Genomic DNA, 14,988 nt, shown 5'->3' on the forward strand with positions numbered 1-14,988 from the left:
AAGGGGCCGAAAGGCCCCTTTGCTGTATTTGCTGCCAAACAAACAGCGATTGCACCGCCAGTGCGGCTGCATTGGTTAAGATGCGATCCTTAGCTTGCACTGGGGGCGCTACAGCCACCCTGGCAGCGCTGCCAGCCAGCGCGTTGATTTGGGAGTATTTGCAGTTGAACCACGCGGTCCACAACAAACTGGTTTCGTTTATCTGGTCGATTGCCGACGACTGCCTGCGCGACGTGTATGTGCGCGGCAAATACCGCGACGTCATCCTGCCCATGGTGGTGCTGCGCCGCCTGGATGCCCTGCTGGAGCCGAGCAAGGCCAAGGTGATGGACGAGCTGACCTTTCAGCAACGCGAAATGAGCCAGACCGAACTGGACGACAACGCCCTGCGCGCGGCCGCCGGCTATGTGTTCTATAACACCAGCAAGTGGACGCTCAGCCAGCTGCAAAAGACGGCCACCAATAACCAGCAAATCCTCCTAAGCAACGTCGAGGAATACCTCGACGGCTTTAGCGATAACGTCAAAGACATCATCCGCCGCTTCAACCTCAAGGCGCAGATGCGCCATATGGCCAGCAAGGACGTGCTGCTCGACGTGTTGGAAAAGTTCACCTCGCCCACCATCAACCTCACCCCACACGACAGCGAAGACCCGCAAGGCAACCGCCTGCCGGCCCTGAGCAACCTGGGCATGGGTTATGTATTCGAAGAGCTGATCCGCAAGTTCAACGAGGAGAACAACGAGGAAGCCGGTGAGCACTTCACCCCGCGCGAAGTGATCGAACTGATGACCCACCTGGTCTTCGACCCGATCAAAGACCGCTTGCCCCCGGTCATGACCATCTATGACCCGGCCTGCGGCAGCGGCGGCATGCTCACCGAGTCGCAAAACTTTATTGAAGAGAAATACCCGGACCCGACCACCCAGCGCGATATCCACCTGTACGGCAAGGAAATCAACGACGAGACCTATGCCATCTGCAAGTCGGACATGATGATCAAGGGCAACAACCCCGCCCACATCCGCCCCGGCTCCACCCTCTCGGTAGACGAATTTGCCGGCAGCCGCTTCGACTTTATGCTGTCCAACCCGCCCTACGGTAAAAGCTGGGCCAGCGAGCAGAAGTTCATCAAAGACGGCGGCGATGTGATCGACCCGCGCTTCAAGGTCAGCCTCGCGGACTACTGGGGCAACCTGGAGATGCAGGACGCCACCCCGCGCTCCAGCGACGGCCAGCTGCTGTTCCTGATGGAAATGGTCAGCAAGATGAAGGCCCCTGGGGAAAGCGGCCTCGGCTCGCGCATTGCCTCGGTGCACAACGGCTCCAGCCTGTTTACCGGTGACGCCGGCGGCGGCGAGAGCAATATCCGCCGCCACCTGATCGAGAACGACCTGCTCGACGCCATCATCCAGCTGCCCAACAACCTGTTCTACAACACCGGTATCACCACCTATATCTGGCTGCTCTCCAGCAACAAGCCGGCGCAGCGCCGCGGCAAGGTGCAACTGATCGACGCCAGCCTGCTGTACCGCAAGCTGCGCAAAAACCTTGGCAACAAGAACTGCGAATTCGCCCCCGAGCATATCGAGCTGATCACCCAGACCTACCTCGACCTCGCCAGCATCGACCGCCCGGCCGGTGGCGACGGCATCGCCGCCCAGGTGTTCGATAACCGCGACTTCGGCTACCACAAGGTCAGCATCGAACGGCCGGACCGGCGCAAGGCGCAGTTCAGCGCCGAGCGCATCGAAACCCTGCGCTTCGACAAGGCCCTGCGCGAACCCATGCAGTGGGTCTACCAGCAGTGGGGCGAGGCGGTGTATCAGGATGCAACCCTAGCCCAGCACGAGAAGGCCATTCTCGCCTGGTGCGAAGAGCAGGGCCTGGAGCTCAACGCCAAGCAGCGTAAAAAGCTGCTGAGCCTGGAAACCTGGGCCAAGCAGTCGCTGCTGGTCACCGTGGCCAACTACCTGATGCAGGCCATTGGCCAAGAGGAATACGACGACTTCAATCTGTTCAGCAAGATGGTCGATAAGGTGCTTAAGCAACTGGGCAAGGAGGCCGGCATCAAGCTCGGTGCCAGCGAGCGCAATCAGGTGCTCAACGCCGTAAGTTGGTACGACGAAAACGCCGCCAAGGTCATCCGCAAGGTGGAGAAATTCGACCGCGCCGAGTTGGCTGCCCTGCTTGAGAGGCTGGCTTGCAGCGTGGCCGACCTGCCCGACTTTGGTTACTACCCCAACGGTAAGGCTGGCGAATTTATTACCTACGAATCCAACAGCGACCTGCGCGACAGCGAAAGCATCCCGCTGGCCGATGCCATCCACCGCTTCTTCAAGGCCGAAGTGCAGCCCCATGTGGCAGAAGCCTGGATCAATCTGGAGTCGGTGAAGATCGGCTACGAGATCAGCTTTAACAAATACTTCTATAAGCACCAGCCGCTGCGCAGTATGGACGAGGTAGCGCGGGAGATTGTGGCGCTGGAACAGCAGGCGGAGGGGTTGATTGCGGAGATTTTGGGTGTTTCCCTTAATGAATTGCTAGGAGCTGAACATGCCTGATCAGTCTCCACTACCGTTGAAGCAGCAAAAGTCCCCATCAACGGGATGGGAGTGGTTTGGAGCAGTCCCTAAAAACTGGATCCAGCTCCCCTTGTGCGCAATAGCTAGAATCAAATCCATTGCCAATCAGAAAGATGAGGACTTGCTATCTGTCTATCTTGAGTTGGGTGTTGTTAAGTTTGATGACATCGATGAAAAGCGCACAAATGCAACAAGCGCAGATTTATCAAGCTATCAACTTGTAGAAGTTGGCGATTTTGTTCTGAATAACCAGCAGGCTTGGCGAGGTTCTGTTGGCGTCTCGAAATTCAGAGGAATCGTCAGTCCTGCATATTTAGTATTTGAACTAGATAAAAGGTTAGATTTTCGATTTGCCAACTATCTGTTCAGAGATTGCTCGATGGTTAGCCAGTATTTAATCAGCTCCAAGGGAGTTGGCACCATTCAGCGCAATCTCTACTGGGCGCACCTCAAACGCGCAGTCGTCTATCTGCCCCCTGTCTCTGAGCAAGTCGCGATAGCTGATTTTCTCGATGGCAGAACAATGCAAATTGACCTGGCAGTCCAGATTAAGGAGCGCCAGATAGAACTGCTTAAAGAGCGCAAGCAGATTCTGATCCAGCAGGCTGTAACCCGCGGCCTTGATCCTGATGCACCTATGCGGGATTCCGGTATCGAATGGATTGGCGAAATTCCGGCGCATTGGGAAACAGTTAGGCTTAAGTATCTTTTCAAAGAAATCAATGAGCGAACCAAAACGGGTGAAGAAACTTTACTGTCCTTGAGAATGGAGCTTGGGCTTGTGCCCCATGACGACGTATCGGATAAGGCAATTTCCAATGAGAGCCTAGTAGATTACAAACTGGTTCGTCCTGGTCAGATGGTTATGAATCGTATGAGGGCGGCAATCGGGATATTTGGTGTTTCCTCTCGATTCGGTTTGGTGAGCCCTGACTACGCTGTTTTTGATATTAAAGAGCGCGCCAATTCATCCTTTTTTCTCAGGCTGTTTAAGCTTCCTTTGCTAGGTACTCAGTTTCGCCTTGGTTCAAAAGGATTAGGCACTGGCTCTTCAGGGTTTATGCGGCTCTACACTGAAAACTTTGGAGATATAAAGGTTGCTGTTCCTCCTTTGGGTGAGCAGTTAGAAATCCTGAAATTCATAGACTCGACTTCGGAGCGACTCGATAACACCTGCGCAGTGTTTGAACAACAAATCACCAAACTTAAAGAATACAAAGCCACCCTGATCAATAGCGCCGTCACCGGCAAGATCAAGGTGCCAGGCGTGGTGGAGCCTGCCGAGATTCAGGAACGGGAGTTCGCCTGATGAGCGTGGAGCGCGACCTGAGTTATCTGCAATCGCTGCTGCGGGAGCTGTGCGCGCTGCCGCAGGAAACCGAGTGGGTGGAGTTCAAGCAGAGCAACGATGACGCGCCGCTGATTGGCGAATATATCTCGGCGCTGGCCAATGCCGCCGCCCTGCTCGGCAAGCAGTATGGCTACCTGGTCTGGGGTATCGACAATGCCAGCCATGCGGTGACCGGCACGGCCTTCAAGCCCTCGACCACCCGTTACAAACAGCAGGAGCTGGAAAGCTGGTTGCTGCAGAAAACCGCACCGAAGATTCACTTTCGCTTTTTCGAGTTTGCCGCCGCTGACGGCCAGCCGGTGGTGATTCTGGAAGTCCAGGCGGCCAGCCATACCCCGGTGCAGTTCGATGGCGTGGAATATATCCGCGTCGGTTCCTACAAGAAGAAGCTGCGCGAGTTTCCGGAAAAGGAGCGGGCGCTCTGGCGCGTGTTCGACCGCGTGCCCTTCGAACAGCAACTGGCCGCGCAGAACCTCGGTGTCGATCAGGTACTCAAGTTGCTCGACTACCCGGCCTACTTCGACCTGACTCACCAGCCCCTGCCGGAAGGGCGCGAGGCGATTCTCGCCGCGCTGGCGGCAGACCGTATGATCCAGCGCAGCGACAGCGGGCAATGGCATATCAGCAACCTGGGCGCGATTCTGTTCGCCAAGCGCCTGCAGGACTTCCCCGCCCTGGGGCGCAAGGCCGTGCGCCTGATCCATTACAAGGGCAACGGCAAGCTGGAAACCCTGCGCGAACTCACCGGCAACAAGGGTTATGCCCTGGGCTTCGAGGGGCTGATCGACACCCTGAAAACCCTGCTGCCGGCCAACGAGGAGATCGGCAAGGCCTTCCGCCAGGACGTGCCGATGTACCCGGAACTGGCCCTGCGTGAGCTGGTAGCCAACGCCATCATCCACCAGGACTTCAACCTGAGCGGCACCGGGCCGATGATCGAGCTGTTCGAGCGGCGCATGGAGATCACTAACCCCGGCGTGCCGCTGGTCGACCCGCAGCGTTTTCTCGACAGCCCGCCGCGCAGCCGCAACGAGGTGCTGGCTTCTTTTATGCGTCGTATCGGCATCTGCGAAGAGCGCGGCAGCGGCATCGACAAGGTGATCGCCCAGACCGAGCTGTATCAGCTGCCGGCACCGATCTTCGAGCAGACCGACGAGCACACCCGCGTGGTGCTGTTCGCCCACAAGGACTACCGGGACATGGAGCAGGAAGACCGCGTGCGCGCCTGCTACCAGCATTGCTGTCTGAAATACGTAAACCGCGAGCCGATGAACAACACCTCGCTGCGCGAGCGTTTCCAGATTGAGGAAGGTAATAGCGCCATGGCCAGCCGAATCATCAAGCAGACCATCGAGGCCGGGCTGATCCGTCTCTACGACCCCAATGCCAATCGCAAGACCTATCGCTATGTACCGAGTTGGGCCTGATCTCATTTGACGGTCATTTGACTGGCCCGCCCTTAGCCGCGGGTCAATCAGGGTAAAGGCCCCGTTTCAGGCGCTTGCCGGCGCGCCGCTCATTTGCCGGCCATTTGACTGAGACGGCCAGTGGCGTCGGGTAAGCTGCTAAAAACCCGTAGATTCAAGGTGTTGGAATTAATGCTCATTTGACTGAACAACGCATGCTAGACGAATAAGCCGAGCCGTTAGACATTCAGCAGCGTGTTAGCCCGCTCGGCTCATGGCGATGATGTCAGGCAAATCAATAGGTTAGTGGTGATTCAGGTGGGTGACGACGAATGTCTAGCCCCCCTTTGGCTGGATAGCTTTAGACATTTCTAGACATTCGTACTGCGCGCCGGGCTCGCCTGGCAGCGACACGAAGGGTCAGGCATAAGGAAGCCGGCATGGTAAGCAAGACCAACGAACAGGCGCTGGAAGCGAGTATCGAGAAATACCTGACCGGCACCTGCCTGGAGGAGTTGGCGGCGATTCGCGACAGCGCCGCGCAGGTGTCTGCAGGCCCCAACCACGGCTATCAACTAGGTCGCGCCTCGGATTTCAATGCCCGCTATGCCGTGGATAGCCGTTGCTTGTGGCAGTTTCTTGAGGCCAGCCAGGGCGATGAGCTGGAGCGCCTCAAGCAGCGCTATGACGATTGGGATTTGCGCATCCTCGAACGCTTCGACCGGCTGGCGAAGAAGTACGGCGTGCTGCACCTGCTTAAGCGCGGCCTGGCAATCGACGATGTGCACCTCAACCTGATGTACCCCGCGCCGCTGGCCAGCAGTTCGGCGCGGGTCAAACAGCAGTTTGCGGCGAATATCTTTAGCAGCACCCGTCAGGTGCGTTACTCCCTGAGTAACCCGCTGGAAGAGATCGACCTGGTGCTGTTTATCAATGGCTTGCCCTTCGCCACGCTAGAGCTGAAGAACCCCTGGACCGGCCAGAACGCCCGCTATCACGGACAAAAGCAGTACAAGCAGGACCGCGACACAGGCCAGCCGCTGCTGCAATTTGGTCGCTGCCTGGTGCATATGACGGTGGACACCGACGAGGTCTACATGACCACCAAGTTGGCCGGTGCCGCGACCTTCTTCCTGCCCTTCAACAAGGGCCATAACCATGGGGCCGGCAACCCGCCCAACCCGGCCGGGCACAAGAGCGCCTACCTGTGGCAGGAGGTTTTCAGCCGCGAAAGTGTGGCCAACATCATCCAGCATTTTGTGCGCCTGGATGGCAGCAGCAAAACGCCACTGGCCAAGCGCACGCTGTTCTTCCCGCGTTATCACCAGCTGGATGTGGTGCGCCGTCTGGTGGCCCATGCCAGCCAGCACGGCGTGGGGCAGCGCTACCTGATCCAGCACTCGGCCGGCTCGGGCAAGTCCAACTCCATCACCTGGGCGGCCTATCAGCTGATCGAAACCTACCCGGCTTCACTGACGGTTGCTGGCGCGCGTGGTCTGGATGTACCGCTGTTCGACTCGGTGATTGTGGTGACCGACCGCCGCCTGCTGGACAAGCAGTTGCGCGAGAACCTGCGCGAGTTCTCCGAGGTGAAAAACATCATCGCCCCGGCGTTGAAGTCCTCCGACCTCCAGCAGGCGCTGGAGCAGGGCAAAAAGATCATCATCACCACCATCCAGAAATTCCCGGTGATCGTCGATGGCATCGACGACATGGCCGGTAAACGCTTTGCCGTGATCATCGACGAGGCGCACAGCTCGCAGGATGGCAGCAGCCACGGCACGATGAACAAGGTGATGGGTGGTGACGAGCAGGACGATACGCAGGAGAAGATCCTCAGCGCGATCAAGAACAGCAAGATGCGCGGCAATGCCTCGTACTTCGCCTTCACTGCCACGCCGAAGAACAGCACGTTGGAAAAGTTCGGTGAGCAGCAGGCCGATGGCCGCTTCGCGCCCTTCCACCTGTACTCGATGAAACAGGCCATTGAGGAGGGCTTTATCCTCGATGTGCTGGCCAACTACACCACTTACCGCAGCTACTACGAGATTCAGAAGTCCATCGAGGACAACCCGCTGTTCGACACGTTGAAGGCGCAGAAGAAACTGCGCGCCTATGTCGAACGCGACCAGCAGACCATTGATGTCAAAGCTGAGGTGATGCTGGAGCATTTTATCGAGCAGGTGGTGACGCCGAAAAAGCTCAAGGGCCAAGCCAAGGGCATGGTCATCACCCAGAACATCGAAGCCGCCATCCGTTATCACAAGGCCATCAGCCGTTTGCTGGCGGCGCGCGGCAACCCGTTCAAGGTGCTGATCGCCTTCTCCGGGGAGAAACTGGTTGATGGCATCGAGTACACCGAAGCGGGCATCAACGGCTTTGCCGAAGCGGATACGCGGGACAAGTTCGACACCGATGAGTACCGCCTGTTGGTGGTGGCCAACAAGTACCTGACTGGCTTCGATCAGCCCAAGCTGTGTGCCATGTACGTGGACAAGAAGCTGCAGTACGTACTCGCCGTGCAGGCGCTGTCGCGCCTCAATCGCGCCGCGCCGAAGTGGGGCAAGAAGACCGAAGACCTATTCGTTCTGGACTTCTTCAATCAGGTGGAGGACATCAAAGCCTCCTTCGACCCGTTCTACACGGCCACCAGCCTGTCCGGCGCAACGGACATCAATGTGCTGCACGAACTCAAGGACCAACTCGACGAGGTCGGCGTCTATGAATGGCCGGAAGTGGAGGCATTCGCCACGCAGTACTTCGACAACGTCGATGCCGAACAGCTGGCGGTGCTGATCGATATCGCCGTTGAGCGCTTCGACGTGGAACTGGAGTTGGAGGATGAGGCCAAGGTCGATTTCAAGATCAAGGCCAAGCAGTTCGTGAAGATCTACGGGCAGATGGCTTCGATCATGCCGTACGAGATTGTGGCCTGGGAAAAACTGTTCTGGTTCCTCAAGTTCCTGATCCCGAAACTCAAGGTCAAAGACAAAGACGCCGACGAAATCGACGCGCTGCTCAACTCGGTTGACCTGGCGTCCTATGGGCTGGAACGGGTCAAGCTGAACCACAGCATTGCCTTGGATGACGCAGAAACCGAGCTGGACCCCGCCAACCCAAACCCCCGCGGGGTACATGGCGGCGAGCGGGAAAAAGACCCGCTGGACCAGATCATCCAGAGCTTCAACGAGCGCTGGTTCCAGGGTTGGGGCGTGACCACGGAAGAAAAGCGCGTGAAGTTCCTGAGCATTCTCAAGGGTATTCAGGAACACCCAGACTTTGAGCCGAAGTATCAGAAAAGTCAGGACGAAGATCACCGCGCACTGGCGTTCGAGAAGATATTTGAAGAAGTGATGCTGATACGCCGGCGTCAGGATCTGGAGCTTTACCGGCTGGTGGCCAGTGATGCGGCGCTCAAGTCGTCGTTGCAGCAGAGCATGAGGGGCATGCTGGGCTGAGATAGCTGCCGGGCTAGGTGCGTTTTTCTGCGCATGCGGCCTGTATGGCTAGTACTCAGCGCAACGCGCGGGACATACATCGTGCGCAGCGATAAGGCACGGTTTAGGCACAGAATTGGCACAGCCCGAAAATCAGCCTAAAACGAGCCGTTCGGGCAGTACTCATTGGCCGCTTCAAACGCAGTTGATTTAATTTCAGAGTTTCTTTGGGAGGTGGGGCGAGCTGAAGATTCGGTCTTCTAAAAAAGATCGATAAATCAATGAGATATGGCGCACCAGGCGGGATTCGAACCCACGACCCCCGCCTTCGGAGGGCGGTACTCTATCCAGCTGAGCTACTGGTGCGTATGTGTTGCGGCGGTCTATTTGACCATTAGCTAACACCCTTCTCAACTCGACGAGTATTGCCTTCGGAGGGCAGTACTCTATCCTGCTGAGCTACGAGTGAGTTGCGGGGCGCAATCATACGCATCTCGGCGGTTAGCGTCCATTCTGCATGGGCGTGCATTATTCAGAACGCGCTTTACACTTTTGAGCCGTTTCAAAGGCTGTTTTGGAAGTTTTTGTCATTATTTTGCGGTTTTTGCCTTGCCGCCTATTGCCCTTTACCCCGCCCGATCCTAGGATTCGTTTGAGATTTCAAACGGCGTGTTCGGTCATTCTGAACCCTCGCACGTTCAACGGCTCTGAATCCATTACCAGGCCCCGCACGGCTCATGTTCAGCCTGCGGGTTCTGTCCGTGACTCCAACGACTTACGCCGACGCCCGGGTGTCGGAACTGAAGGAGACTGCCATGCAACTGAAAGACCCCCAGCTGCTGCGCCAACAGGCCTATATCGATGGCCAGTGGCTGGACGCCGACAGCGGTCAGACCATTGCCGTGAACAACCCGGCGACTGGCGAGATCATCGGCCATGTTCCGAAGATGGGCCGTGCTGAAACCCGCCGCGCCATCGAGGCCGCCGAGAAGGCGTTGCCGGCCTGGCGTGCGCTCACCGCCAAGGAGCGTGCGAACAAGCTGCGTCGCTGGTTCGAGCTGCTGATGGAAAATCAGGACGACCTGGGTCGCCTGATGACCCTGGAGCAGGGCAAGCCGCTGGCCGAAGCCAAGGGCGAGATCGCCTATGCCGCCTCCTTTATCGAGTGGTTCGCCGAGGAAGCCAAGCGCGTCTACGGTGACGTGATCCCCGGCCACCAGCCGGACAAGCGCCTGATCGTGATCAAGCAGCCGATCGGCGTCACCGCAGCCATTACTCCGTGGAACTTCCCCGCCGCGATGATCACCCGCAAGGCCGGCCCGGCGCTGGCTGCCGGTTGCACCATGGTGATCAAGCCGGCTTCGCAAACCCCGTTCTCTGCCCTGGCCCTGGTCGAGCTGGCCGAGCGTGCCGGCATCCCTAAAGGTGTGCTGAGCGTGGTCACCGGCAGCGCCGGCGAAGTGGGTGGCGAGCTGACCAGCAACCCGATCGTGCGCAAGCTGTCCTTCACCGGCTCGACCGAAATTGGCCGCCAACTGATGGCCGAATGCGCCCAGGACATCAAGAAGGTGTCGCTGGAGTTGGGCGGCAACGCGCCGTTCATCGTCTTCGATGACGCTGACCTGGATGCTGCCGTGGAAGGTGCACTGATCTCCAAGTACCGCAACAACGGCCAGACCTGCGTCTGCGCCAACCGCATCTACGTGCAGGACGGCGTCTACGATGCCTTTGCCGAGAAACTGATCGCGGCAGTGGGCAAGCTGAAGATTGGCAACGGTCTGGAAGACGGTACCACCACCGGTCCGCTGATCGACGAGAAGGCCGTGGCCAAGGTTCAGGAGCACATCGAGGACGCCGTGGGCAAAGGCGCCAAGCTGGCCCTGGGCGGCAAGCCGCACGCCCTGGGTGGCACCTTCTTCGAGCCGACCATCCTGCTCGACGTACCGAAAACCGCCGCCGTTGCTAAAGAAGAGACCTTCGGCCCGCTGGCGCCGCTGTTCCGCTTCAGGGACGAGGCCGAAGTGGTCGCCATGGCCAACGATACCGAGTTCGGCCTGGCGTCCTACTTCTATGCCCGCGACCTGGGCCGCGTGTTCCGCGTGGCCGAAGCGCTGGAGTACGGCATGGTGGGTATCAACACCGGCCTGATCTCCAACGAAGTCGCGCCGTTCGGCGGCGTGAAGGCGTCCGGCCTGGGTCGTGAAGGTTCCAAGTATGGGATCGAGGACTACCTCGAGATCAAGTACATGTGCCTCGGTGGAATCTGATTCGGAAATCCGCTGATTTCCAAGACGGGGCAAGGTGCGAAAGAGCGTGCGGCGCCCCGGTTGTAAGCCGTAACCCTATTGAGTCCCTCGCGGGCTCGGTTCAGTCGATCATCGCATGCTGAACCGACCACCCGCCGGGGGCGACCATGAGGACACCATGAGCAAGACCAACGAATCCCTGCTGCAACGCCGTGCCGCCGCTGTTCCGCGCGGTGTTGGCCAGATCCACCCGATTGTCGCCGAGCGCGCCGAGAACGCCACTGTGTGGGACGTCGAAGGCCGCGAGTACATCGACTTCGCCGGCGGCATCGCCGTACTGAACACCGGCCACCTGCATCCGAAGGTGATCGCCGCTGTTCAGGAGCAACTGACCAAGCTGACCCACACCTGCTTCCAGGTGCTGGCCTACGAGCCCTACATCGAGCTGTGCGAAGAGATCGCCAAGCGCGTCCCGGGCGACTTCGCCAAGAAAACCCTGCTGGTCACCTCCGGCTCCGAAGCCGTGGAGAACGCGGTGAAGATCGCCCGTGCCGCCACCGGCCGCGCCGGCGTGATCGCCTTCACCGGCGCCTACCACGGTCGTACCATGATGACCCTGTCGCTGACCGGCAAGGTCGTACCGTATTCCGCCGGTATGGGCCTGATGCCCGCTGGTGTGTACCGCGCCCAGGCGCCGTGCCCGCTGCATGGCGTGAGTGAGGACGAGTCCATCGCCAGCATCGAGCGCGTGTTCAAGAACGACGCACAGCCGCAGGACATTGCCGCGATCATCATCGAACCGGTGCAGGGCGAGGGTGGTTTCTACGTCAACTCCCCGGCCTTCATGCAGCGCCTGCGTGCCCTGTGCGACCAGCACGGCATCCTCTTGATCGCTGACGAAGTGCAGACCGGCGCTGGCCGCACCGGTACCTTCTTCGCCACCGAGCAACTGGGCGTGGTGCCGGATCTGACCACCTTCGCCAAGTCCGTTGGCGGCGGCTTCCCGATCTCCGGCGTGTGCGGCAAGGCCGAGATCATGGACAAGATCGCCCCCGGTGGCCTGGGCGGCACCTATGCCGGCAGCCCGATCGCCTGCGCCGCGGCCCTGGCCGTACTCAAGGTGTTCGACGAAGAGAACCTGCTGGCGCGCTCCAACGCCGTCGGCGAGAAGCTCAAAGCCGGCCTGAACAAGATCGCCGAGAAGCACAAGGTGATCGGTGACGTACGTGGCCTGGGTTCGATGGTCGCCATCGAGCTGTTCGAGGGCGGTGACCACAGCAAGCCGGCTGCCGAGCTGGTCGGCAAGATCGTCGCCCGTGCTCGCGACAAGGGCTTGATCCTGCTGTCGTGCGGCACCTACTACAACGTCATCCGTTTCCTGATGCCTGTCACCATCCCTGACGCGCAACTGGAAAAAGGCATCGCCATCGTCGCCGAGTGCTTCGACGAGCTGGCCTGAGTCGTTCCTGCTGTACCTGCGCCCGTGGCTCACCAGGCCGGGCGCACCTGAGACCCGCCGCGTGCGGGTCTTTTTTTGCCTGCCGGCTGGGGTAGGGCGGGTGAAACCCGCCAGTTCCTTCAAGGCGGGTTGCACCCGCCCTACACGACGCGCGCTCCACTGCCGCTGGGCATGGGGTGCGCAGAAAAAGGCCCGCGCAAGGCGGGCCAAAGGGTGACAAGCAACAGGAGTTCGGGAACTTACTTGGGCTCGAAGATCACATACACCTTGCGGCAGGCTTCGAGCACTTCCCAGGTGCCGGAAAAGCCAGCAGGAATCACGAAACGGTCGCCGGCGCGTACGGTCTTGGCGTTGCCGTCGGCGTCACGCAGCACGGACACGCCCTGAAGAATCTCGCAGTATTCGTGCTCGGTGTAGTGCACCGTCCACTGGCCCACGGCGCCTTCCCAGATGCCACTGCTGAACTGGCCGCAGGGGCTGCTGTAGTGGTTGCGCACGCTTTGCTCCGGATCGCCCTTGAGCACTTTTTCCGGCGCTGGGCGATAGTGTTCGGCGGCCGTGCCAGCCTGGGCGAAGTCGACGATCTGTTCGATGTTCATCTGGCTGTTCCATGGTTTCGGTGGCGGCAACCGCGCGACCAGCAGGGCCTTCGCGGGAAAGTCGTGGCAGCAGTCTATGTTTTAAAAAACGCACATGACAAGGGCTTTTGCCGGTCCGTGTCAAAAATATTGAAAAGCCGCAGTCCCCTGGTTTAGTGTGTCAGCCAGGATCTGGCCAGCGATCTGGCCTTGCAGAATTATTGACAGTGCGCGCCCTCGCGGGCGCCGCTTCCACCCATTGAGAGGATGCCGGAATGACTAGCCTGACTCGTGCCGACTGGGAACAGCGTGCCAAGACCCTGACCATCGAAACCCGTGCGTTCGTACACGGCGAGTACCGCTCCGCCGAGTCTGGCGCTACCTTCGAATGCATCAGCCCGGTCGACGGCCGCCTGCTTGGCATGGTGGCCAGTTGTGACCAGGCTGACGCTGACGTGGCGGTCAAGGATGCCCGCGCTACGTTTGAATCCGGTGTGTGGTCGCGTCTGGCCCCGGCCAAGCGCAAGAAGGTGATGATCCGCTTCGCCGAGCTGATCGAAGAGCACGGTCAGGAGTTGGCCCTGTTGGAAACCCTCGACATGGGCAAGCCGATCAGCGACTCGCTGAGCATCGACGTCGGCAGCGCCGCCAACGCCATCCGCTGGAGCGGCGAGGCCATCGACAAGGTCTATGACGAGGTCGCGGCCACGCCTCACGACCAGCTCGGCCTGGTCACCCGCGAGCCGGTGGGTGTGGTCGCCGCCATCGTACCGTGGAACTTCCCGCTGCTGATGTCCTGCTGGAAGCTCGGTCCGGCGTTGGCCACCGGTAACTCGGTCATTCTCAAACCGTCCGAGAAGTCGCCGCTGACCGGTATCCGCATCGCCCAGTTGGCCATCGAGGCCGGCATTCCGGCGGGCGTGTTCAACGTGCTGCCAGGCTTCGGCCACACCGTTGGCAAGGCCCTTGCTCTGCACATGGACGTCGACACCCTGGTGTTCACCGGTTCGACCAAGATCGCCAAGCAGCTGATGATCTACGCTGGCGAGTCGAACATGAAGCGCGTCTGGCTGGAAGCAGGCGGCAAGAGCCCGAACATCGTCTTCGCTGACGCGCCGGACCTGCAGGCCGCTGCCGAAGCGGCTGCCAGCGCCATTGCCTTCAACCAGGGCGAGGTCTGCACCGCCGGTTCGCGCCTGCTGGTGGAGAACTCGATCAAGGACAAGTTCGTGCCCATGGTGGTCGAGGCGATCAAGGCCTGGAAACCGGGCAACCCGCTGGACCCGGCAACCAATGTCGGTGCGCTGGTCGACACCACCCAGATGAACCAGGTGCTGAACTACATCCAGGCCGGCCATGACGACGGCGCCAAGCTGGTGGCCGGCGGCAAGCGGGTGATGGAGGAGACCGGCGGCACCTATGTCGAACCGACCATCTTCGACGGGGTGAACAACGCCATGCGCATCGCCAAGGAAGAGATCTTCGGCCCGGTGCTGTCGGTGATCGGTTTCGATGACGAGGCCGATGCCGTGGCCATCGCCAACGACACCATCTATGGCCTGGCAGCAGGTATCTGGACCAGCAACCTGTCCCGCGCCCATCGCGTTGGCCGCGCCGTGCGTGCCGGCAGCGTGTGGATCAACCAGTACGATGGCGGTGACATGACCGCGCCGTTCGGTGGTTTCAAGCAGTCCGGCAACGGTCGCGACAAGTCGCTGCATGCCTTCGACAAGTACACCGAGATCAAGGCCACCTGGATCAAGCTGTAGCGGTACCGGGACGATCTCCTGGTCGTCGGCCGGGTAATCGGCTCCCCTCTCCCATTTATGGGAGAGGGGCTGGGGGAGAGGGCCGAGAACGCAGCGAAACTGCCGGCTATCTCGCTCCCGAAACCTACGGCCGGGTTCCCGAGGAGCCCGGCCGTTG

At 59.7% G+C, this 14,988-nt stretch carries 8 protein-coding genes and 1 tRNA gene; 7 read left to right on the plus strand and 2 right to left on the minus strand.

The annotated features are described in order from the left end of the window. The first annotated feature begins 164 nt into the window (after nt 1-164). The 4 genes from ACNFCJ_RS00780 to ACNFCJ_RS00795 all read left to right on the plus strand — a co-directional run bounded on the left by ACNFCJ_RS00780 (nt 165) and on the right by ACNFCJ_RS00795 (nt 8,800). Nucleotides 165-2,564, plus strand: a complete 2,400-nt coding sequence (locus ACNFCJ_RS00780) for a type I restriction-modification system subunit M (RefSeq protein ID WP_416769220.1) — start codon at nt 165-167, stop codon at nt 2,562-2,564. Beyond that, entirely contained in the window at nt 2,557-3,894 is a 1,338-nt protein-coding gene (locus ACNFCJ_RS00785; RefSeq protein WP_416769222.1) for a restriction endonuclease subunit S, read from the plus strand. The genes ACNFCJ_RS00780 and ACNFCJ_RS00785 overlap by 8 nt, the downstream gene beginning before the upstream one ends. Continuing rightward, nucleotides 3,894-5,363: an ATP-binding protein gene (locus tag ACNFCJ_RS00790; protein ID WP_416769223.1), complete on the plus strand. Its 1,470-nt coding sequence runs from the start codon at nt 3,894-3,896 to the stop codon at nt 5,361-5,363. The genes ACNFCJ_RS00785 and ACNFCJ_RS00790 overlap by 1 nt, the downstream gene beginning before the upstream one ends. A 419-nt stretch (nt 5,364-5,782) precedes the next feature. Then, nucleotides 5,783-8,800, plus strand: coding sequence for a type I restriction endonuclease subunit R (locus ACNFCJ_RS00795; RefSeq protein ID WP_416769224.1), 3,018 nt, complete (start codon nt 5,783-5,785; stop codon nt 8,798-8,800). A gap of 268 nt (nt 8,801-9,068) precedes the next feature. On the opposite strand, the gene ACNFCJ_RS00800 is transcribed toward ACNFCJ_RS00795, so the two are convergent. Then, nucleotides 9,069-9,145 (minus strand) — tRNA-Arg (locus ACNFCJ_RS00800). A 449-nt stretch (nt 9,146-9,594) separates the two neighbouring features. Here ACNFCJ_RS00800 and gabD point away from each other — a divergent pair. Both gabD and gabT read left to right on the plus strand, forming a co-directional pair. After that, the gene (gabD, locus tag ACNFCJ_RS00805) at nt 9,595-11,046 is read left to right on the plus strand and encodes an NADP-dependent succinate-semialdehyde dehydrogenase (protein WP_416769225.1); all 1,452 of its coding nucleotides are present in this window, start codon (nt 9,595-9,597) and stop codon (nt 11,044-11,046) included. A 157-nt stretch (nt 11,047-11,203) separates the two neighbouring features. Next, entirely contained in the window at nt 11,204-12,484 is a 1,281-nt protein-coding gene (gabT, locus tag ACNFCJ_RS00810; protein ID WP_416769227.1) for a 4-aminobutyrate--2-oxoglutarate transaminase, read from the plus strand. A gap of 239 nt (nt 12,485-12,723) precedes the next feature. On the opposite strand, the gene ACNFCJ_RS00815 is transcribed toward gabT, so the two are convergent. Continuing rightward, nucleotides 12,724-13,083 (minus strand): cupin domain-containing protein, encoded by a 360-nt coding sequence (locus tag ACNFCJ_RS00815; RefSeq protein ID WP_074860342.1) that lies wholly within the window; start codon nt 13,081-13,083, stop codon nt 12,724-12,726. Nucleotides 13,084-13,337: 254 nt separating this feature from the next. Here ACNFCJ_RS00815 and ACNFCJ_RS00820 point away from each other — a divergent pair, with 254 nt between their 5' ends. Beyond that, a complete protein-coding gene (locus ACNFCJ_RS00820) occupies nt 13,338-14,831 on the plus strand; it encodes an aldehyde dehydrogenase (RefSeq protein WP_416769229.1) in 1,494 nt (497 codons plus the stop codon). Nucleotides 14,832-14,988: the final 157 nt, after the last annotated feature.

This window comes from Pseudomonas sp. NY15364, from assembly GCF_048068235.1.
In the GTDB taxonomy this organism is placed as follows: domain Bacteria; phylum Pseudomonadota; class Gammaproteobacteria; order Pseudomonadales; family Pseudomonadaceae; genus Aquipseudomonas; species Aquipseudomonas mendocina_D.